The sequence below is a fragment of the Streptomyces sp. NPDC002044 genome (assembly GCF_040296725.1).
Classification (GTDB): domain Bacteria; phylum Actinomycetota; class Actinomycetes; order Streptomycetales; family Streptomycetaceae; genus Streptomyces; species Streptomyces antarcticus.
The window spans coordinates 56277-76201 of sequence record NZ_JBEOXU010000007.1 but is presented as its reverse complement, the minus strand read 5'-3'; the positions used below and the strand labels follow the sequence as shown (position 1 = coordinate 76201).

The window sequence follows — 19925 nt, the reverse complement described above, 5'->3', positions numbered from 1 at the left end:
TGGCCGGGGCTCCGGTGTGCTGCGGGGGTCGGGTCAGCCCCGGGTGAAGTAGCCCAGGAGGTCGGTGATGACGTGGGTGCTGCCGCCGGGGTTGTTCCAGATGGAGACGCGGCCACCCGCGGCCGGGGTGGTGACGTGGTTGGGGACGGTGGCGCCGGGGCGGGTGTTGAGGCTGCTGGCGTCCGGGCGGGCACTGCCGTGGCCGTACACCGTCAGGAAGCCGGGGGCCGTGCTGTCCGTGGCCGTGACGTTGAGGACGGCGCCGACGGCTCCCGCGGGAATGCCGGCCACGGTGGTGGTGGCTCCCGGGTTCAGCTTGCCGGTGGTGCGGGTGTCGGCGAGGCGCTGGGGCACGGCGGGCGTGAACAGCGTCGTGCCGTCCTTGCCGTAGTAGCCGACGGCGTCGAGGACGAGGTGGGTGGAAGCGGTGTTGGTGTAGAGGGTGATGGTGCCCGCGGGGCCCACAGGCACGATGGCCTGGTTGGACTTGTCCTTGCCGGGCTCCGGGTTCAGGTGCGAGGCGTTGGGGCGGTAGTCCGGGCGGGGGTAGGCGACGACGAAGGAGTTGCCGCTGCTGTCCGTGCTGGTCAGGTTGAGCGCTACCGCGGTGGCGTCCGCGGGGATCCCGTGGAGGCCCGCGACCGGGACGGTGCGGGTCTGGCCCGCGGAGAGGATGCCGCCGGAACCGACGCGGGTGTCGGCGATGCGGGTCGGGGCGATCGGGCTGAAGCGCTGCCCGGTGTTCGGCTGGTAGTAGCCGATGAAGTCGACGACGAGGGTGGCTTGGCCGGCGTTGAGCCGGGCCGAGATCTTGCCGTCGGCGCCGACGGGGACGGTGACCGTGTTGGACGAGGTGCCGCCCGCGGTGACGTTCACGTTCGAGGTGGCGGGGCGGGCCTGGCCCGAGGGCCACAGGGTGAGGTGGGTGTCCTCGGTCGCGTCGGTGACGGTCACGTTGACCACGCCCGCGGTCATTCCGGCGGTGTGGTTCGGGCCCGAGCCGGTGTAGACGACGGGCAGGGTCACCGGCGTGGCGGTGCCGCCCTGGAGCGGGGAGCCGGTGGTGCGGGTGTCGAGTACACGGGTCGGGGCGAGCGCGACGTAGCCGGACGCCGCGTAGTCGGCCCGCACGGTCCGGGTGGTCGTGGACGTGCTGCCCTTGACGTCCTCGACCGTCGCGGTGACCGTGTAGTCGCCGGGCTTGGCGTAGGCGTGCCGTACGGGGTCCAGCCCGTCGGCGCCCGTCTTGGTGCCGTCACCGAAGTCCACGTCCACCCGGGCGATCGGCCAGGGCGCCACGGAGGTCCGCGCGTCGACGGAGAAGGTCAGCGGGGCTACGTACGCACGAGGTTCCTCCGCGGTGGGCAGGAACGGCGTGGCCGTGACGGCCGCGGCCAGGGCACCGGTCGCGGTCACCTTCGCCGACTGCTCGGCGGCGCGCTGCTGACCGATGCCGTTGGACGCCGTCACCTTGACCGTGCACGCGCACGGCGTGCCGTACGCGTGCGTGGCGGTGGGCTCGGAGGTGACGACCGGGGCAGTGCCGTCGCCGAAGTCGAACCGGTAGGTCAGCGGACCGGACCAGCGGCTCGTCGCGGCGGCGGTGGCCTTCACCGGAGTGCCGGCGGGCGCCCACGGCTGGTCGAGGGCGAGGCGGACCGTCTGCAGCCAGTCCTGGGACTCGTGCGCTCCGCGGTCGAGGTACGCCCCGTCCTTTCCGGTGTTGGGGACCCGTGGGTCGTCCGCGGCCGGGTTGCCGAGGTAGTCGGTGGGCAGCGCGCCCGGGGCCGTCGGATCGGCGGAGTCGACGAGGGGTGTGATGCCGTCGACGGCATCGAAGCCGGCAGTCGCCCGGGAAAGGATGTCGTGCGCGCCCTGGCCGGTGGCCGTGTGGAACGCGGCCGGCTGCTCGTAGGTGGTGCCCGCCCACTGGTACGCGACTGCGCGCCCGGCCACGAGCGCGATCAGGTTGTAGTCGGCGCGGGTGCCGGTGGTCGCGCTCTGCGTCACCGCGATGCCGGTGCGCGTCTTGGGCGCCACGCAGGTACCGGGGGAGCGGACGTAGTTGTTGAACACCGCGGAGCCGGTCGAGCCGCCGCTGAGTGAGACGGCCGCGTCGCACTGGAGGACGAAGGAGTTGTTGGTGATGACGGTGCCGGGCGCGTCGACAGCGTCGACCGGCGACCCGAGGTACCCGGTGACGAGGTTGTGGCTGAGCACGGTGCGCCGGGAACCGCCCGCGATCCGGACGTCCTCCAGCTCGCTCCGGCTGACGCGGACGTCCGCGCTTGCCCCGGTGACCTTCAACGGCGCATGGACAGCGGTGAGTTCGACGTCGGTGGAAGCGTCGACCCGCAGTTCGCCGGACACGCTCAGGCCACGGATCCGCACGTGGGCGGCGCGGCTGATGGTCAGGGTCCGATCCGTGTCCAGGCGCGCCTGCGGGTACCCGTCCCTGGCTTCGGCGACGAGGGCGATGGGCTTGCCGGGCTCCCCCGGGCGGTCGATCGTGACGGATTCGGCGTACGGGGTGCCCGTGGCGATCCGCACGGTCTGCCCCGGCTGGACGGCCTTGGCCGCGGCCGAGATCGTGCAGAAGGGTACGGACCGTGAACCGGTGCCTCCGTCGGCGCAGTTGGCCCCGGCGCGGTTGCTGACGTAGAGGTCGGACGGGGTCTCGGCGGCGACTGCCGCCGGCACGCCGAGGAGGGTGACGAGACCCGCGGTGAGCAGGACCGTCGCACGAGTGGGACGCACCAGGAGTTTCCTTCGGGAACGAGATGACGCGAAGTGGGTGCGGGTACGGCGCCACGCGACGCGGTATCGGCCTTCTCCCCCAGAGCCGGTCGGGCGCATGCGAAACCCGCGGAGACTCCGGACATCATCCCTGGTGGAACACGTGTTGTCATCTCGAAAGAACGGCCTGCGCGGGAGCGAACTCCCGTCCGGCGCAGGGCGATGCGGACCGCCGTCAGCTGTTGAGTTCCGCCAGGACACGCAGGGTGTGGGGGTCCGGGGCCGTCAGGAGCAGGTCGGTGACCGGGCCCTTGCGCCACAGCTCCAGGCGTTCGGCGATCCGCTCGCGGGGGCCGATCAGGGAGATCTCGTCGGCGAAGGCGTCCGGGACGGCGAGAACCGCCTCCTCCTTGCGGCCGGCGAGGAACAGCTCCTGGATGTGGCGGGCCTCGTCCTCGTAGCCCATGCGGGCCATCAGGTCGGCGTGGAAGTTGCGGGCCGCGTGGCCCATGCCGCCGATGTAGAAGCCGAGCATGGCCTTGACCGGCAGCAGGCCCTCGGCGACGTCGTCGCAGACCTTGGCGCGGGCCATCGGAGCGATCATGAACCCGTCGGGGAGGTCCGTGAGGGAGGACTGGTAGACGTCGGTGCGGGTCGGCGACCAGTACAGGGGGAGCCAGCCGTCGGCGATGCGGGTGGTCTGCGCGATGTTCTTCGGCCCCTCGGCTCCCAGCAGGAGCGGCAGGTCGGCGCGGAGCGGGTGGGTGATGGGCTTGAGCGGTTTGCCGATGCCGGTGCCGTCCCCGCCGCGGTACGGGTGCTGGTGGAAGCGGCCGTCCAGGGTGACCGGGCCCTCGCGGCGCAGGACCTGGCGGATGACGTCGACGTACTCGCGGGTCGCGGTCAGCGGGCTCGCGGGGAACGGGCGCCCGTACCAGCCCTCGACGACCTGCGGTCCGGACAGGCCCAGGCCCAGCATCATGCGCCCGCCGGAGAGGTGGTCCAGGGTGAGCGCGTGCATGGCGGTGGCGGTGGGGGAGCGGGCGGCCATCTGCGCGATGGCCGTGCCGAGGCGGATGCGCGAGGTGTGCGCGGCGATCCAGGTCAGCGGGGTGAAGGCGTCAGAGCCCCAGGCTTCTGCGGTCCACACGGAGTCGTAGCCGAGGCGCTCCGCCTCGGTGGCGAGGTCGAGGTGGTCCGGGGTGGGGCCGCGGCCCCAGTAGCCGAGTGCGAGTCCCAGGCGCATGTACGGTCCCCTCCGCGATGCCGTATCTGACGGTGCGTCAGGTGACTGTAGGGCAACGGCCCCCCGCCCGGAAGGGGGCGGGGGGCCGTTGCCGACGGGCCGAGGCGCGGAGGGCGCGGGGCTCAGCCCCGCTGGATGTTCGACGTGTCGTTCAGGACGCCGCGGCGGCCGTCCTGGGTCTGCGCGATCAGCGTGGCCGGGCCGCGCTGGTCGACGGCCAGGTACCAGGTGCCCGGGGCGAGCTCCGCGATGGGGGCGGGGGAGCCGTCCTCGCCGAAGAGGGGCCGGGCCACCGGGACCGCGAACCAGAACGGCGTGAAGTCCGCGGCCGGGGCCGGGGACGGGGCCGGCTGGCCCCCGTGGGACGCGTCCCGCGGACCCGGGGCGGGGGCCGGGGTGGGCTCGTGGGAGCCGCCGTAGGGCGGGACCGGCTGCGGGGTGTTGCCGTACTGCGGCTGCTGCTGCTGACCGCCCGGGTAGCCGTAGCCGGCGCCCGGCTGGGGCTGGCCGCCGTACGGCGGGACCGCGGCCGGCTTCGGCTCCGGCACCAGGCCGCCGGCGAGCGCCGGGACCTTGGAGCCGAACAGGGCCACGCCGGCGAGGAGCAGGGTGGCGAGGAAGGCGATGACGGCGCCCGCGCCCAGGTCGATCCCGCTCGGGCAGGTGATGAGCGCCCACAGCGCGGACCAGGCCGCCGACACCGCGAGCACGGTGCCCCAGGCGCCGAGCGGAAGGCCCAGCACCTTGCGGGTCTCCGGCTGGAAGCGGGCGGCGACGAGCAGGCCGGCCGCGATGAAGCCGATCAGGAAGACGCTGGGGAGGACGAGCCGGTAGGAGTCTGTGTCCCACGCGCTCGGGGTGTCGATGCGGGGGGAGGAGTAGAAATCGAGGAACGAGGCGATGAACAGCAGTACCGCTGCTCCGATCACCACGCCGTCGCCTCGAGTGAGGGAGCGGATGTTCACGTCTTAGGTGTCCTTCTCGGTCTCGGTCGTGTCGTGGTGCCGCGGTCGCAGAGCGTGCCTGGAGCGGGGCGGGCGGCACCATGGTACGGAGGTCACCGGGTTCCGAGGGGATCGGGGCGGCGAGCGGTCCCGGCGGGACCGCCCGTGGGGACTACCCGCCGAGGAAGCCGACGATGCCGTTCGCGATGCCCTGGGCCGCCTGCTGCCGCCACTGCGGACTCGTCAGCTGCGCCGCGTCCTTGGCGTCACGCATGTTGCCGCATTCGATGAACACCTTGGGGCGGGTTGACAGGTTCAGCCCGCCCAGATCGTCGCGGACGACCAGTCCGGTCCCGCCGCCGAGGTAGTTCGCGGGGGCGGAACCGGTGGTCCGGGCGAAGTTCCCGGCGATCCGTTCGCCGAGTTCGCGGGAGGGACCGACGATCTTCGCGGTGTCCGCGCCGCCCGCCTTGACGGTGGCCGGGAGGATGACGTGGAAGCCGCGGCTGCCGGCCGAAACCCCGTCCGCGTGGACCGAGACGACGGCGTCGGCGGCGGCCTCGTTGCCGATGCGGGCGCGTTCGTCGATGCAGGGGCCCCAGGGGCGGTCGGCCTGGTGGGTGAGGAGGACCTTCACGCCCTGGGCCTCCAGGACGGCCTTGACGCGCAGCGAGACGTCGAGGGTGAACTCGGCCTCCATGTAGCCGGAGTTCGTGGTGGTGCCGGTGGTGTCGCACTCCTTGCGGTTGGTGCCGATGTTCACCTGCTTGTTGATCTCGGTGCCGTGCTTGAAGTTGCCGGTGTTGTGGCCGGGGTCGACGACGACGGTCCGGCCGGTCAGCGGCCCCTTGGCGGGAGCGGGCGCGGAGGCCGCCGGGGAGGGGGAAACGGAGGCCGACGCGGAGGCCGACGCGGACGCGGACGCGGTGGCCGAGGGGCTGCCCGTCGCCGGGGCGGCGGGCTTCGCGTCCGGGCCGGACGCCGCGGACGCCCCGGCGGGCCGCTCCCCGGCTCCGCCGGAGTCCAGCACCTGGGTCAGCAGCCAGCCCGCCAGGCAGGCCGGCGCGACCGCGGCGGCCGCGACGACGAGCGTGGAGCGGCGGGCGTACCAGGGACGGTCCGGGCTGACCGAAGAGCCGGACTCGGGGGTCGGGGAACTGCCGTCGTAGCGCACGCGGCGATGCTAGACCTGCGGTCCGGCCCCCGTCCGGACCCTGGGCCATCCGGGGGCGCGGTGCGCTTATATGCCGGGGGCGGTCCGGCGCAGCACGCGCAGCGAGTCCGTGACGGAGATCTCCTCGAAGGCCCCGGAGGCAAGCGCGCGCTGGTGGATCCGGTACGGGGCCTGCCCGCCGTCCGCCGGGTCCGGGAACACGTCGTGGATGACGAGCGTCCCGCCCACCGCGACGTGCGGGGCCCAGCCCTCGTAGTCGCCGGTGGCGTGCTCGTCGGTGTGGCCGCCGTCGATGAAGACCAGCCCGAGCGGACCGCCCCACGCCGCGGCGACCCGCGGGGAGCGGCCGACGACCGCGATCACGTGGTCCTCCAGGCCGGCCGCGTGCAGGGTGCGGCGGAAGGTGGGCAGCGTGTCCATCAGGCCGACCTCCGGGTCCACGACGCTCGGGTCGTGGTACTCCCAGCCGGGCTGCTGCTCCTCGCTGCCGCGGTGGTGGTCGACGGTGACCGCGGCCACCCCGGCCTCGCGGGCGGCATCGGCGAGCAGGATCGTGGAGCGCCCGCAGTACGTGCCGACCTCCAGCAGCGGGAGCCCGAGCGCGGCCGCGGCGACGGCCGCCTCGTACAGGGCGAGGCCCTCCCGTACGGGCATGAACCCCTTGGCGGCCTCGAAGGCGGCGAGGGTCTCCGGCTTGGGGGTGGCCATGTCGTCTCCGGCGGGGTGAGGGGTGGTCGGGCCTGGGCGCTCATGTTGCCCTACCGCCCGGTAGCGGTCCATGGCGGGGGCCGGGCGGGCCGGGGTCCGCGGTGCGGGGGGCGTCGCACTCGAACCAGACCGTCTTGCCGACGGGCAGCGGCAGGCAGCCCCAGCGGTCGGTCAGCGCCTCGACGAGGAGCAGGCCCCGGCCTCCCCCGGCGGGTTCCCCCGGTCCCGTGTGCGCGGGTGCGCGGCGGACCGGGTCCGGACAGGCGTCCGACACCTCGACCCGCAGCCCGTCCGGCCGCCGCAGGATCACCACCCGGCACACCTGCCCCGGTACGTGCCGCACGACGTTCGCGACCAGCTCGGTCAGCGCCAGCTCCGCGTCCCCGGCCAGCCCGGCCAGGCCCCAGTGGCGCAGGAACGCCCGCAGGATCCGCCGTATCGGCCGGGCCGAGTGCGCACCGACGGTGAAGCCCATGCGGTAGCTGTCGCCAATGCCTGCGGGGAGGAGGTCGGTTGCGTGATTCATGTCACCAGAATGGGGAGGGATGGTTACGCTCGGCTACGGCCTGAAACGAACGCCGCACCGCGTGAACTTGGGGGTGACCGCCTCATGGTCAACATCCGTGATCTGGACCCCAGCGCCTCGCCGCTGGACTACTACGGCTCGGAACTGCGCCGCCTGAGGGAGGACGCGGGCCTGAAGCAAGGGCAGTTGGGCGAGATCGTGTTCTGCACGGCCTCGCTGGTCGGCCAGGTGGAGACCGCGCGCAAGGTCCCGACGCGCGACTTCTCGGAACGGGTCGACGCCGCCCTGGGCACCGGCGGGGTCTTCTCTCGGCTGGCGGGCCTGGTGCTCCGCAGCCAGCTGCCGACCTGGTTCCAGGCGTACGCCGAGATGGAGGCGAAGGCCGCCTACATCTCCACGTTCCAGGCGCAGCTGGTGTACGGGCTGTTGCAGACGCCGGAGTACGCGCGGACCGTGCTGGGCGTACGGAACGAGGAACGGCTCGACGCGCGGGTCGCCGCCCGAATGGAGCGGCAGCGCATCCTGGACCGCGAGAACCCGCCACTGATGTGGGTGGTGCTGAGCGAGGCCGTACTGCACCAGGAGGTCGGCGGCCGGGCGGTCATGCGGAACCAACTCGCGCACCTGTTGGCGCTGCGGAGGCGGGAGTGGGTGAAGGTGCAGATCCTGCCGTTCGAGGCGGGCGCCCATGCGGGGCTGATGGGTTCGTTCAACCTTCTGCGGTTCGACGACAACCCAGATCTCGTCTACACCGAGGACTTCGTCCAGGGCCACATGACGGCCAATCCGATAGCTCTCAGGGAAGGTTCGCTCCGTTACGATCACCTGCAGGCCGCCGCGCTGTCCTTGGAGGATTCGGCGGCGCTGATCGCCCGCGTAATGGAGGAGCGCTATGGACACCATCCAGAACCTGACGGGCGTGCGGTGGCGTAAGTCCTCGTACAGCGGTGACACCGGAGGGGATTGCGTCGAGTGTGCCCCCTTGGGCGGCGCCGCTTGGCGCAAGTCCTCGTACAGCGGAACAACCGGCGGCGAGTGCGTCGAGTGCGCCCCGCTCGGCGGCGCCGCCTGGCAGAAGTCTTCGTACAGTGCCGACACCGGCGGTGAGTGCGTCGAGGTTGCCGCGCAGTCCTGCCGGATCGCCGTGCGGGATTCCAAGAATCCCGGCGGGCCCGCGTTCACCGTGGCCCCGGCCGCCTTCTCGGAGTTCGTGCGGAGCCTCTGACGGCCGGAGCCATCCCGGCCGCCGACGCGCGGCGGCCGGGGCAGATGCTCAGGAGGGGTCGGTCAGACCATCGATGAGCAGGCCGTCGAGGTTCACCTGGTACCAGACCTTGGACGTCGTGCCGTCCTCCATGGTCTGGGTCAGGACGACCTTGGCGTGGCCGTCCGCCTGGCCCGTCTCCTCCACGGCCCAGCCCTCGGGTACATCGGTCCGGCGGAAGATCGGGTCCTTCTGGTTGTCGGCGCCCCATTGGTACAAGTCCGCGTCGAGCTTGGGGACAAGGAACTCCTCCCGGACCTTGGCCGGGCTGTGGCCCTCCGAGTGCCGGCCGTTGATGGCGTCCTTGTAGTCCCCGAAGAACGTGGTCACCTGCATTTCGGGCCGCGTCATCCTGTGTTCGGCGGCGGTCTGCGACGACGACTGCGGTCCTGCGGCCTGCACGGGCAGTGCGAGCAGGCCGGAGCCGGCGAGCAGCGCCGCGGTGCACGCGCCGATCAGTGCGCTGCGGAGGTGGGGACGGTGGGACACGGGGACTCCCTGGGGGACGGGGTGAGCGGAACAGGCGCACTCAAGCAAGATTGGGGAGACCGGCATATCGGCCATTCGGGGCCCCTTGGTGCCGACTCCGGACGCGGTGGCGGGCCCTGCCCGCCCTCCCTTGAGGAGAAAGGTTTCGCTGGAGCCCGCCCCCCAGCCCCCGGTTCTCGGGAGGAGTACCCGCGTGGCCGGTGGTACGGGCGGAGCGAGCCCCGCGGCCTTCGTGGCGCCGATGGCGGCAGTGCGGACGCGGACGTGGGGCGGTGGGCGACTGGCCGGGGTCACCGTCGCGTCGGTCACCCTTCCCTTCATCCGGCATCCAACTGGCTCTAGTCTGAGGCGGGTTCGACCGGCCGGGCGGCCGGTTCGGGCGACCACAGGGGATCACCGGGGGCGGGCAGCATGAGCAGCGCACTGAACGACGACGACGACAACGTCGACGGCGGCATAAAGCCGCTCGCGGCCGGGGATCCGAGCCGGATCGGCCCGTACGTGCTGCTGGGGCGGCTCGGCGCCGGCGGCATGGGGCGGGTGTTCCTGGCCCGGTCCGAAGGCGGGCGCACGGTCGCGGTGAAGGTGGTGCACGAGGAGCACGTGTCGAACGCGCAGTTCCGGGCCCGGTTCCGCCACGAGATCGACGCCGCCCGGCGCGTCGGCGAGCGGTACACCGCACCCGTGCTGGACGCGGACGCCGAGGCTGATCGGCCCTGGGTGGCCACGGGGTACGTGCCGGGGCTCTCGCTGGAGCAGATCGTGCGCCGGTACGGGCCCCTGCCCGTGGGGTCCGTGCACGCCCTCGCCGACGGACTGCTCCACGCTCTCCAGGACATCCACTCGGCGGGGATCGTGCACCGCGACCTCAAGCCGTCGAACGTGATGCTGACCGTCGAGGGCACCCGCGTCATCGACTTCGGCATCTCGCGCGCCCTGGAGACGTCCGTCGAGTCGCTGCTCACCAGCACCGGCCTGGTCGTCGGCTCGCCCGGGTTCATGTCGCCCGAGCAGGTGCGCGGGCAGCGCGCCGGGGCGAAGAGCGATGTGTTCACCCTCGGCTGCGTCCTGATGTACGCGGCCACGGGCGAACTGCCCTTCGGGCGCGGCGCGAGCAACCAGCACGCGGTGATGTTCCAGATCGTGGAGGGCGAGCCGGAGCTTGAGCGGATCGAGGACGAGGCGCTGCGCGCGTTCGTCGCCCGGTGTCTGGCCAAGCGCGTCGACGACCGGCCCGGCGTGGACGAGCTGCTGGAGGATCCCGAACGGGTCCGCCCGGCGGTGCTCGCCGGGGCGTGGCTGCCCCCGAAGGTGGTGGCGAGCCTCGCCCGGCAGGCGGCGCGGCTGCTCGACGTGGAGGCGGCGCCCGGGCGGGAGGCGCGGACCCCGGCCGGCGGCATCGACCGGGCGACGGTCGATCTGCGGCCGGAGGGGGCGTCCGGCGGGGCGGCGGCCGGGGTGGTCATCGCCCCGGTCGCCGATCCGGTGGACGCATCCGTGCCGGGTCCCGTGCCCGACGCCTCGGCCGGTCCCTCGGCCGGTCCCTCGGCCGGTCCGCCGGCCGGGGGTGCCACGGCCGGGGACGGGCGGTCCGGGCGCAGGCGTCGCCTGACCATCGCCGTTCCGGCCGTCTTCGTGTTCGCGGTCGGTGGTGGCACGGTGGCCCTGATCCAGCCGTTCGGCGGCGGCGCCGGCACCGGAGCGCAGGCCGCGCCCCCGGCCGCGAGCGCTCCCGCGATGCCCGGCACCCCCGGCGGCTCCCCCTCCGGGGCGGCAGGTTCACCGACCCCGGGCGGGCCCAGCCCCCAGAACCCCGCCGCCCCGGCGCCGGACGGTCAGGTCGGCGGTCAGGTCGGCGGCGCTTCGACCCCGGTCGGCGCCGCCGCGCAGGGCACCGCCCAGGGCACCGCGGCGGGCGCGGGGACGCCCGGCGGCGCGGGCACCCCGGGTGGAGCGGGCGGTACGGGTACCGGCGCGACCAAGGGCACCGGCTCGGGCCCCGCCGCCGGAGGCGCGGGCGGCGGCGCCACCCCCGGCGGCGGCTCGGGCGCGACTCCGGGCGGCGGCGGTTCCCCGGGCGGTGCCGGTTCCCCGGGCGGCGGCGGTTCGCCGAGCGGGGGCTCCTCCGGCGGCAGCGGGCTCCCCGCGTACTTCGTCGGCTCCTGGACCTACAAGGAGCAGGTCAACATCAATCAGCCCGTGACGGTGACCATCGCGTCCTCCGGGGCCGTGCGGCTGATCAGCAACACGGCCATGGGCCACTGCGAGAACACCGCCAAGGTGACGTCGGTGGCCTCCGGCGGGTCCCGGATCAACATCGGCGCCGCGGCCGTGGACAAGAGCAAGTCCACCGGCCAGTTCTGCGGGGTCCTGGAGGCGTCCTTCTTCAGCAAGAGCGAGCCGGCCGGGCTCCAGCACAACGTGGGCCCCGCGCACGCGGACGGGTACTACTACCAACGCTCCTGACCCCGAGAGGCGGCCCGGCACGCCCCCGCACGCGGCACGCCGAAGCGAGAACGCGTTACAGTTCTGACCTTCCGTCAGATTGGAACGTGTTCTAGTCTGCCGCGCATGGGCATCGGAATCACGCAGGAACAGCGGGAGTTGGCCGAGGCCGTGCGCGGCTGGGTCGCGCGGGCCGTGCCGCCCGAGGAGGTGCGCAAGCTGCTCGACAGCCCGCCGCGGACCGGATTGCGGCCCGCCTACTGGGACGCGCTGGCCGAGTCGGGGCTGCTGGAGCCGCACTTGGAGGGCGGCACCCTGCTCGACCTCGCCGTCGTGGTGGAGGAGGCCGCCCGCGGGGCGCTGCCGGGGGCGTACCTGCCGAGCGCGCTGGCCTCCGTACTCCTGGACCGGGCCGGGGCCGAGCCGCTCGCCGGACGGGTCGGCGCCGTCGCGCTGGGGCCCGGCAGCCTGACCGCCGTCGCCGTCGAGGGCGGCGGCCACCTGCTGGACGGGGACGCGCCCCCGGTGCTCGGCGCCGGCGAGGCCGAGGTCGTACTGCTGGCCGCCGAGGCCGCGCACGGCACCCGCTGGTTCGCCGTGGACGCCGCCACGCTGGACATCCGTACGCACGAGGCGGCCGACCCCACCCGGCCCACCGCCGAAGTACGGGCGCGCGGGGTCACCGTGCCGCCCGGGCGGCTGCTGGAGCTGGACGCCGCCCTGGTACGGGACCTGGCCTGCGCGCTGTTCGCCGCCGACGCCTGCGGCACCGCCGCCTGGGCGGTGCGCACGGCTGCCGAACACGCCAAGGTGCGCGAGCAGTTCGGCCGGCCCATCGGACGGTTCCAGGGGGTCAAGCACCTGTGCGCCGACATGCTGGTGCGCCTGGAACAGGCGCGGGCGCTCGCCTGGGACGCCGCACGGGCGGTGGACGAGAGCGCCGACGTACGGTCGCTGACCGCCGCGCTGGCCGCCGGGACCGCGCTGGACGCCGCGTACACCTGCGCCAAGGACTGCATCCAGATCCTCGGCGGCATCGGCTTCACCTGGGAGCACGACGCCCACGTCTACCTGCGCCGGGCCCTCGTCGCCCGCCAGCTGCTCGGCCCCGGCGACGGGCACCGCGTACGGGCCGCCCGGCTCGCGGCGGCCGGCGCCCGGCGCGAGCTGCGCCTCGAACTCCCGCCGGAGGCCGAGGCGCACCGGGCGCGGGCCCGGACCGCCATCGAGGACGCGCGCGGCCTCGACCCGGCGGCCGCCCGGCGGGTCCTGGCCCCCACCGGCTACGCGGCGCCGTACCTGCCGCCCCCGTACGGGCTGGGCGCCGGACCCGTCGAGCAGCTCGTCGTCCAGCAGGAGCTGCGGGCGGCCGGGGTCAAGGTCGCCGACCTGGGGATCGCCACCTGGGTCGTGCCCTCGCTGCTCGCCTACGGCACCCCGGAACAGATCGGGACGCACCTGCCGGCGACCCTGCGCGGGGACACCACCTGGTGCCAGCTGTTCTCCGAACCGGAAGCCGGCTCCGACCTGGCCTCACTGAGGACCAGGGCGGAGCGCACCGGGGACGGCGGCTGGAAGGTCAACGGACAGAAGGTGTGGACGAGTTCCGCGCACAGCGCCGACTTCGGGATCCTCCTCGCCCGGACCGATCCGGCCGCGCCCAGGCACAAGGGCCTCGGCTACTTCCTCGTCGACATGAAGAACACCCCCGGCATCGAGGTCCGCCCGCTCAAGGAGCTCACCGGCGAGGCCCTCTTCAACGAGGTCTATTTCGACGACGTGTCCCTCCCCGCCGACGCGCTCGTCGGGGCGGCCGACGGCGGCTGGAAGGTGGCCCGCAACACGCTGGGCAACGAGCGGGTCCACATGGCCGACCAGATGACCTTCGACACCGGCCTGGAGGCGCTGATCGCCCGCTCCGACGCGCTCGACGGCGCGTACCGGGCCCGGATCGGGGCGCTGGCCGCCGAGGCGCACGCCCTGGCGTGCATCGGGATGCGGACCACCCTCCAGCAGGTGTCGGGGCTGGAGCCGGGCGCGGGCGCGTCCGTGCGCAAACTCGTCCAGACCCCGCACCAGCAGCGGACCGCCGAGCTCGCGCTCGAACTGCTGGGGCCGGCGGGCGCGGTACGGGAGGGGGCGGGGGAGCGGGCGGTGCACGGGATGCTCATGTCCCGCTGCCTGACCATCGCCGGGGGCACCACGCAGGTCCAGCTCAACGTCGTCGCCGAGCGGATCCTCGGCCTGCCCAGGGACTGACCGGACCCACAGGGACTGACCGGACCCACAGGGGCTCACCGGACGCACAGGGACTGAAGGGACAGCAGGGACATGAAGTCGTACATCGTGGGCGTCGGCATGACGAAGTTCGAGAAGCCGGAGTCGAGGGACTGGCAGTACTGGGACATGGCGAAGGAGGCCGGTCAGGCGGCGCTCGCGGACGCGGGCGTGGACTACGGGCTGGTGGAGCAGGTGCCGGTGGGCTACTGCTTCCAGTCCTCCACGGCCGGTCAGCGGGCGGCGTACGAACTGGGACTGAGCGGGGTCCCGGTCTACAACGTCAACAACAACTGCGCGACCGGAGCGACGGCGCTGATGATGGCGCGGCAGTTCGTCGAGGGCGGGATCAACGACTGCGTGCTCGCCCTCGGATTCGAGAAGATGAAGCGCGGCGCGCTGGGCGGCGGCGCCGACGGCGGGGACTTCGCGACCTCGCCGGTGGCCCGGCACTACGGGATCATGGCCGCCGGGCACGGCTTCGAGATGTCCCCGCCCACCGCCCAGATCTTCGGCAACGCGGCGCGCGAGCACATGGAGCGGTACGGGACCACGGCCGCGCAGCTGGCGGCCGTGGGAGCCAAGAACCACCGGCACTCGGCGAACAACCCGAACGCGCAGTTCCAGGACGTGTACTCGGTGGAGGACATCCTGGCCGCCAAGCCGATCCACGACCCGCTGACCAAGCTCCAGTGCTCGCCGACCTCGGACGGCGCGGCGGCTGCGCTCGTGGTCTCCGAGCGGTTCGTGGTGCGGCACGGGCTGCACGACAAGGCGGTCGAGATCGTGGCGCAGTCGATGACGACGGACACGGAGGCGTCGTTCGCGTCGGGCTCGTGCATCGACGTGGTGGGCAAGCCGATGACGGCCGCGGCGGCGCGGCAGGTGTACGAGGCGTCGGGGCTCGGCATCGAGGACGTGGACGTGGTGGAGCTGCACGACTGCTTCTCGGTCAACGAGCTGCTGACGTACGAGGCGCTGGGCATGTGCGGGGACGGCGCCGCCGGGGAGCTGGTGGAGAGCGGGGCGACGACGTACGGCGGGCGGTGGGTGGTCAACCCGTCCGGCGGGCTCATCTCGAAGGGGCACCCGCTGGGGGCCACTGGGCTCGCGCAGGCGGCGGAGCTGGTGTGGCAGCTGCGGGGCGAGGCGGGGGCGCGGCAGGTGCCGGGAGCGGGGGTGGGCCTCGCCCACAACATCGGGCTGGGGGGTGCGGCGGTGGTGACCTTGCTCCGGAGGTAGCGGAGCCGTTTCCGGGGCTCCGCCCCGGACCCCGCGCCCGGGGTGGGGTTACGGGCCGGTCAGGGACGGGTCGATCACCGTTTCGCCGCGGGAGGCGCGGCGGATCGCGTCGGCCAGGTCGTCCACCGGGCCGTCCCGCAGGACCAGGCCCGCCGCCCCGGCGGCCAGTACGGCGGCGGCCAGCCCCGGGTGCGCGGACCCCGTCAGCACCAGCACCCGGCACTCCGGGTCCTCGGCCAGCAGTTCCCCGACCGAGTCCGCCTCCTCCACCAGCGCGACCGCCGGCCGGGCCAGCTGGTCCCGTACGACCTCGATGTCCGGCTGGAGGCCCAGCTGGATGGCCAGCGCGGGGTTCGGCGGGTGCAGCAGCACGCGCAGGGATCGGGCAGGGCGGTGCGCAACGGGCATTTCGTCCACCTCGCCAGGTTAGGCCCCCGGCCTCCGATCGGGCCAGGGGCGCCAGGCGGACATCGCATCTGACGTTCAGTCAGGAGTGCGGCCGGGAGTCTTCCCAACTGCTGGGGGGTGCGTTATACATTCCTTCACCGGCCCAGCCCTAGAACGCGTTCTAGAACGTGCTCACCGAGCCGGTTCCCGCATACGACCTCGGTGCGACCGACGGTGCGGACGGCCGCACCGAGGTCTTCCAAAGAACAAGGAGCAGCATCCTCATGCCGATCGATGCCGCCAAGGCCCTCGCCGCAGACCCCCGCCGGGGGGACATCGGCTGGGACCACAAGGACATCCAGCTCTACCACCTCGGCCTCGGCGCGGGCCTGCCCGCCACCGACCCCGACGAGCTGCGCTACACCCTGGAGTCCAAGCTCCACGTCCTCCCCAGCTTCGCGACCGTCGCCGGCGCGGGCATGGCCATGATGGGCGGCCTCGCCGCCCCCGGGATCGACGTGAACCTCGCCGCCGTCCTGCACGGCGGCCAGTCCATCCGGCTGCACCGGCCCATCCCCGTCAAGGGTGAGGCCACCACCACGGCCAAGGTCGCCGCCGTCTACGACAAGGGCAAGGCGGCCGTCATCGTGCTGCGCTCCGAGGTCGCCGACGCCGACGGGCCGCTGTGGACCAGCGACGCGCAGATCTTCGTACGCGGCGAGGGCGGCTTCGGCGGCGAGCGCGGGCCCTCCGTCCGCGAGGAGCTGCCCGAGCGGGCGCCCGACCGGACCGAGGAGCGCACGATCCGTGAGGAGCAGGCGCTGCTCTACCGGCTCTCCGGCGACTGGAACCCCCTGCACGCCGACCCGGAGTTCGCCAAGCTGGCCGGCTTCGACCGGCCGATCCTCCACGGCCTGTGCTCGTACGGCATGACCCTCAAGGCCGTCGTCGACACGGCGCTGGACGGGGACGTCTCCCGGGTCCGCGCCTACCGCACGCGCTTCGCCGGGATCGTCTTCCCGGGCGAGACGCTGCGCATCCGGATGTGGCGGGAGCCCGGCCGCGTCCTGGTGTCGGTGACCGTCGCCGACCGGGACGACGCGCCGGTCCTCGCCGACACCGTCGTCGAACACGCGTAAGACAGACCGACAGCACGCGTAAGACAGACCGACTGAAGGAGCCGCACCGTGCGCGCAGCACTGCAGAGCGAGATCGGCCAGGACAAGCTGGAAGTCGTCGACGACATGGAGGCCGTGGGCCTCGGTCCCGGCAAGGTGAAGATCCGTGTCAAGGCCACCGGCCTGTGCCACTCCGACCTCTCCGCGATGAGCGGGATCCTGCCGCAGCCCGCCCCCTTCGTCCCCGGCCACGAGGGCTCCGGGGTGATCGCCGACGTCGGTGACGGCGTCACGGACCTGAAGCAGGGCGACCGGGTCCTCGTCTGCTGGCTGCCGCCGTGCGGCCGGTGTCCGTCCTGCAAGCGGGGCCAGGGCCACCTCTGCCTGGCCAGCCTGGTCAACGCCGGCACCCCCAACTTCCGCCGCGCGGGCGGCGACATCTTCGGCTTCGCCGCCACCGGCACCTTCGCCGAGGAACTGGTCGTCGACGCCGCGTGCGCCGTACCGATCCCCGACGACGTGCCGTTCGACATCGCCGCCCTCATCGGCTGCGGCGTCACCACCGGCCTCGGCGCCGCCATCAACACCGCCAAGGTGGAGGCGGGCTCCTCCGTCGCCGTCATCGGCTGCGGCGGCGTCGGCATCTCCGTCATCCAGGGCGCCAAGATCCAGGGCGCCGCCCAGATCGTCGCCGTCGACCCGGTGCAGTCGCGCCGGGACGCCGCCCTGCGCTTCGGGGCCACCGAGGCCGTCGCCCCGGACGCCTTCGACGACGCCAAGAACCGCATCACCGGCGGCGAGGGCTTCGACTACGTCTTCGAGGTCGTCGGCAAGTCCGCCACCGCGCAGACCGCGTACAAGATGACCCGGCGCGGCGGCACCGTGTGCGTGGTCGGGGCCGGCGCCATGGACGACACCTTCCAGATCGACATGTTCTCGCTGTTCTTCGACGAGAAGAGGATCCTGCCGTCGATGTACGGCGGCGGCGACGTGCTCCGTTCCTACGAGCGCACCATCGCCCTGTGGCGCGCCGGCCGGGTGGACCTGGAGAGCCTGATCACGCACCGGGTGCAGCTCGCCGAGATCAACGACGCCCTCGACCAGATGCGCACCGGCACCGCGCTGCGCACCTGCATCGAACTCTGACCCGTTTCGAGAGGAACCGTACGGATGTCACTGCCACTTGAGGGACTCTCCGCCATCGTCACCGGCGCCGGCCGCGGCCTCGGCCGGGCCGAGGCGGTCGAGCTCGCACGGCTCGGCGCGAGCGTGGTCGTCAACGACTTCGGCCAGCCCGGCCGGGACGGCTCCGGGGACGCCTCGGCCGCGCCGGCGGAGGAGGTGGCCGCGGAGATCCGCGCCGCGGGCGGGCAGGCGGTGGCGCACCTGGGCGACGTGGCCGACTTCGAGCAGGCGCGCGAGCTCGTCGAGCTGGCGGTCAGCAGCTTCGGGAAGCTGGACGTCCTGGTCAACAACGCGGGCATCCTGCGCGACCGGATGGTCTTCTCGATGTCGGAGCAGGAATGGGACTCGGTCATCCGGGTCCACCTCAAGGGCCACTTCAACACCACCCACTTCGCCTCCGCGCACTGGCGGGAGCGCTCGAAGGCGGCGGGCGGGCCGGTCTACGGCCGGATCGTCAACACCTCCTCCGAGGCGTTCCTCGGCGGCTCGGCCGGCCAGCCGAACTACGCGGCGGCCAAGGGCGGCATCGTCGGCCTGACCACCTCCACCGCCCTGGCCCTGGCGAAGTACGGGGTCACGGCCAACGCCATCTGCCCGCGCGCCCGCACCCGGATGACCGAGGACGTCTTCGCCGGGTTCCAGGTCCCGGAGGAGGGCAAGCTCGACGCCCTCGCCCCCGAGCACGTCTCACCGCTCGTCGGCTACCTGGCCTCGCCCGCCTCCGCCAAAGCCAACGGACAGCTGTTCGTCGTACACGGCGGGATCGTCGTCGTGATGGAACGCCCCAGGGTGGCGGCCAAGTTCGACACCGCCAAGGAGTCCTTCTCCTACGAGGAGCTCGACGAGCTGCTCACCCCGCACTACGAGGCGCGCCCCGCGAACGAGACCTTCGCGGCGGCGGAGGTGCTGGGCCTCAAGCACGGCTGACGGACAGCGGTGCCGGCCGCCGGGGCCGGCACCGGCCCGTACGCGCCCGGTGTCACCGCAGCGGAGCCTGCTGCAACGGCACCGGGCGCGCCGCCGCCGGCGGCGGGTCCACGCGGACCGGCGCCGGGGGCGCCACCGGCAGGCTCATCCCGAGGACCCCGCAGGGCACCTCGGGCGTCGCGTACGGCAGGTGCAGCCGGCCCTCCGCGCTCCACAGGCCCGTCCCCCCGAGCCAGCCCACCGGGGCGCCGAGCCGGAACACGTGCCGGTCGGCGGGCCGCCACAGGGCGAGCCCGCCCCCCTCCAGCCGCAGCGCGACCCCGCAGGTCTCCGGCATCAGCGCCTGGCCCGGCTGCACGGCGAACGGCACGGCCGTGGCCCCGTCCGCGCGCAGGCAGTCCGGGAAGCGCACCGGAAGGGAGCTGCCCAGCACCCCCCAGCCGAGGCGCGGTTCGCCCGGCGCGTCGGAGCGGAGCAGCAGCAGCCCGCTGTCGGGGTCGGCCAGCAGCAGCCGGTCGTCGCTGTCCTCGGCGATCTGGAGCAGCGGGGACACCTCGCCGCACCCCAGGTCCACGGCGACGGCCTTGACGACGCCGTCCAGTTCCCGGTCCAGGGCCAGCAGCCGGCCGGACCGGTCCAGCCAGACGCCGCCGGAGCACCGGCCCGGGATCCGGGCGACCCGCTGGGGCCCGAAGGGACCGCCGGCCACCCGCCAGACCGTGGTCCCGGCGTCGGACGCGGCCAGGGCGAACGCCGCGTGGCCGTCCGGCGACGGCGGCAGCATCGTGACCAGGACGCCCTCCTCCCAGTCCACCGCCCCGAGGGACAGCTGCCCGGTGCGCGGCCCGGAGGCGGCGCCGGTCGGGTACAGCAGGGCGAAAGCGTGCCGGTCCGCCACCCGCCGGTGGATCAGCACCCGGCCGTCCGTCAGCGGCAGCACCTCGCTGTCGGCCTCCTCGGGCTGCGCGAGCGGCAACGGCACCGCGTACGCCTCGGGCCCGGCGAGGGTCCAGCGCTCCACGTACCGCGCCTGTCCGTCCCCGGCGAGCCGGGCGGCGTACGACCCGTCCGCGGCGATCGTGAACGGGGTCGTGGTCGTCATCTCGATGGCACAGACAGTCATCCGTGCGTCACCTCCGGAGTGGAAGCTAGTTTTCGCACCTCACGCCGAACAACACCAGCAACTCCGCTTCACACATACGGGTGGCCGCGCGGGGGTTCTGCTGTACCGGAGGCGGCGATTGTGCTGTGCGATAA

At 73.5% G+C, this 19925-nt stretch carries 17 protein-coding genes; 8 read left to right on the top strand and 9 right to left on the bottom strand.

Annotated elements, in window-relative coordinates:
- Positions 1-33: 33 nt before the first annotated feature.
- The 6 genes from ABT106_RS03590 to ABT106_RS03565 form a co-directional block, all read right to left on the bottom strand.
- Positions 34-2757, bottom strand: coding sequence for a PKD domain-containing protein (locus tag ABT106_RS03590; RefSeq protein ID WP_351271678.1), 2724 nt, complete (start codon positions 2755-2757; stop codon positions 34-36).
- Between the two features lie 214 nt (positions 2758-2971).
- The gene (locus ABT106_RS03585) at positions 2972-3982 is read right to left on the bottom strand and encodes an LLM class F420-dependent oxidoreductase (RefSeq protein WP_351271676.1); all 1011 of its coding nucleotides are present in this window, start codon (positions 3980-3982) and stop codon (positions 2972-2974) included.
- Between the two features lie 122 nt (positions 3983-4104).
- Complete coding sequence (locus ABT106_RS03580; RefSeq protein WP_351271673.1) at positions 4105-4947, bottom strand: DUF5336 domain-containing protein; 843 nt, start codon at positions 4945-4947, stop codon at positions 4105-4107.
- 151 nt (positions 4948-5098) lie between these two features.
- Positions 5099-6100 (bottom strand): N-acetylmuramoyl-L-alanine amidase, encoded by a 1002-nt coding sequence (locus tag ABT106_RS03575; protein WP_351271670.1) that lies wholly within the window; start codon positions 6098-6100, stop codon positions 5099-5101.
- 66 nt (positions 6101-6166) lie between these two features.
- Entirely contained in the window at positions 6167-6808 is a 642-nt protein-coding gene (locus ABT106_RS03570) for a class I SAM-dependent methyltransferase (RefSeq protein WP_351271667.1), read from the bottom strand.
- Between the two features lie 40 nt (positions 6809-6848).
- Positions 6849-7334, bottom strand: a complete 486-nt coding sequence (locus tag ABT106_RS03565; RefSeq protein ID WP_351271664.1) for an ATP-binding protein — start codon at positions 7332-7334, stop codon at positions 6849-6851.
- Between the two features lie 84 nt (positions 7335-7418).
- Between ABT106_RS03565 and ABT106_RS03560 the strand changes: the two genes are divergently transcribed.
- Together ABT106_RS03560 and ABT106_RS03555 are read left to right on the top strand one after the other, a co-directional pair.
- The gene (locus ABT106_RS03560; protein ID WP_351271662.1) at positions 7419-8267 is read left to right on the top strand and encodes a helix-turn-helix domain-containing protein; all 849 of its coding nucleotides are present in this window, start codon (positions 7419-7421) and stop codon (positions 8265-8267) included.
- On the top strand, positions 8227-8559 hold the full coding sequence (locus tag ABT106_RS03555) for a DUF397 domain-containing protein (protein ID WP_351271659.1): 333 nt from the start codon (positions 8227-8229) through the stop codon (positions 8557-8559). Before ABT106_RS03560 ends, ABT106_RS03555 begins: the two co-directional genes overlap by 41 nt.
- Before the next feature lie 48 nt (positions 8560-8607).
- Here the strand turns inward: ABT106_RS03555 and ABT106_RS03550 are convergent, their stop codons facing one another.
- Positions 8608-9087, bottom strand: coding sequence for a hypothetical protein (locus tag ABT106_RS03550; RefSeq protein WP_351271656.1), 480 nt, complete (start codon positions 9085-9087; stop codon positions 8608-8610).
- Between the two features lie 411 nt (positions 9088-9498).
- On the opposite strand from ABT106_RS03550, the gene ABT106_RS03545 reads away from it, so the two are divergent.
- From ABT106_RS03545 to ABT106_RS03535, 3 genes are all read left to right on the top strand, one after another.
- Positions 9499-11553 (top strand): protein kinase domain-containing protein, encoded by a 2055-nt coding sequence (locus ABT106_RS03545; protein ID WP_351271653.1) that lies wholly within the window; start codon positions 9499-9501, stop codon positions 11551-11553.
- Between the two features lie 105 nt (positions 11554-11658).
- Positions 11659-13791: an acyl-CoA dehydrogenase family protein gene (locus ABT106_RS03540; protein WP_351271650.1), complete on the top strand. Its 2133-nt coding sequence runs from the start codon at positions 11659-11661 to the stop codon at positions 13789-13791.
- Positions 13792-13863: 72 nt separating this feature from the next.
- On the top strand, positions 13864-15051 hold the full coding sequence (locus ABT106_RS03535; RefSeq protein ID WP_351271648.1) for a lipid-transfer protein: 1188 nt from the start codon (positions 13864-13866) through the stop codon (positions 15049-15051).
- 48 nt (positions 15052-15099) lie between these two features.
- Here the strand turns inward: ABT106_RS03535 and ABT106_RS03530 are convergent, their stop codons facing one another.
- A complete protein-coding gene (locus tag ABT106_RS03530) occupies positions 15100-15459 on the bottom strand; it encodes a response regulator (protein WP_351271645.1) in 360 nt (119 codons plus the stop codon).
- A 263-nt stretch (positions 15460-15722) separates the two neighbouring features.
- Between ABT106_RS03530 and chsH3 the strand changes: the two genes are divergently transcribed.
- The 3 genes from chsH3 to ABT106_RS03515 are packed head-to-tail and all read left to right on the top strand — an operon-like array spanning position 15723 to position 18668.
- The gene (gene chsH3, locus ABT106_RS03525) at positions 15723-16577 is read left to right on the top strand and encodes an enoyl-CoA hydratase ChsH3 (protein ID WP_351271642.1); all 855 of its coding nucleotides are present in this window, start codon (positions 15723-15725) and stop codon (positions 16575-16577) included.
- A 48-nt stretch (positions 16578-16625) separates the two neighbouring features.
- Positions 16626-17702 (top strand): Zn-dependent alcohol dehydrogenase, encoded by a 1077-nt coding sequence (locus tag ABT106_RS03520; protein WP_351271640.1) that lies wholly within the window; start codon positions 16626-16628, stop codon positions 17700-17702.
- 24 nt (positions 17703-17726) lie between these two features.
- Positions 17727-18668 (top strand): 3-oxoacyl-ACP reductase, encoded by a 942-nt coding sequence (locus tag ABT106_RS03515; RefSeq protein WP_351271637.1) that lies wholly within the window; start codon positions 17727-17729, stop codon positions 18666-18668.
- Positions 18669-18720: 52 nt separating this feature from the next.
- Here the strand turns inward: ABT106_RS03515 and ABT106_RS03510 are convergent, their stop codons facing one another.
- Entirely contained in the window at positions 18721-19791 is a 1071-nt protein-coding gene (locus tag ABT106_RS03510; RefSeq protein WP_351271635.1) for a hypothetical protein, read from the bottom strand.
- Positions 19792-19925 lie beyond the last annotated feature (134 nt).

Excerpts from the sequence above, each read along its gene's own strand:
- ABT106_RS03585 (WP_351271676.1), bottom strand. The coding sequence starts at position 3,982 with ATGCGCCTGGGACTCGCACTCGGCTACTGGGGCCGCGGCCCCACCCCG.
- ABT106_RS03570 (WP_351271667.1), bottom strand. The coding sequence starts at position 6,808 with ATGGCCACCCCCAAGCCGGAGACCCTCGCCGCCTTCGAGGCCGCCAAG.
- ABT106_RS03565 (WP_351271664.1), bottom strand. The coding sequence starts at position 7,334 with ATGAATCACGCAACCGACCTCCTCCCCGCAGGCATTGGCGACAGCTAC.
- ABT106_RS03560 (WP_351271662.1), top strand. The coding sequence starts at position 7,419 with ATGGTCAACATCCGTGATCTGGACCCCAGCGCCTCGCCGCTGGACTAC.
- ABT106_RS03555 (WP_351271659.1), top strand. The coding sequence starts at position 8,227 with ATGGACACCATCCAGAACCTGACGGGCGTGCGGTGGCGTAAGTCCTCG.
- ABT106_RS03545 (WP_351271653.1), top strand. The coding sequence starts at position 9,499 with ATGAGCAGCGCACTGAACGACGACGACGACAACGTCGACGGCGGCATA.
- ABT106_RS03540 (WP_351271650.1), top strand. The coding sequence starts at position 11,659 with ATGGGCATCGGAATCACGCAGGAACAGCGGGAGTTGGCCGAGGCCGTG.
- ABT106_RS03535 (WP_351271648.1), top strand. The coding sequence starts at position 13,864 with ATGAAGTCGTACATCGTGGGCGTCGGCATGACGAAGTTCGAGAAGCCG.
- ABT106_RS03530 (WP_351271645.1), bottom strand. The coding sequence starts at position 15,459 with ATGCCCGTTGCGCACCGCCCTGCCCGATCCCTGCGCGTGCTGCTGCAC.
- chsH3 (WP_351271642.1), top strand. The coding sequence starts at position 15,723 with ATGCCGATCGATGCCGCCAAGGCCCTCGCCGCAGACCCCCGCCGGGGG.
- ABT106_RS03515 (WP_351271637.1), top strand. The coding sequence starts at position 17,727 with ATGTCACTGCCACTTGAGGGACTCTCCGCCATCGTCACCGGCGCCGGC.
- ABT106_RS03510 (WP_351271635.1), bottom strand. The coding sequence starts at position 19,791 with ATGACTGTCTGTGCCATCGAGATGACGACCACGACCCCGTTCACGATC.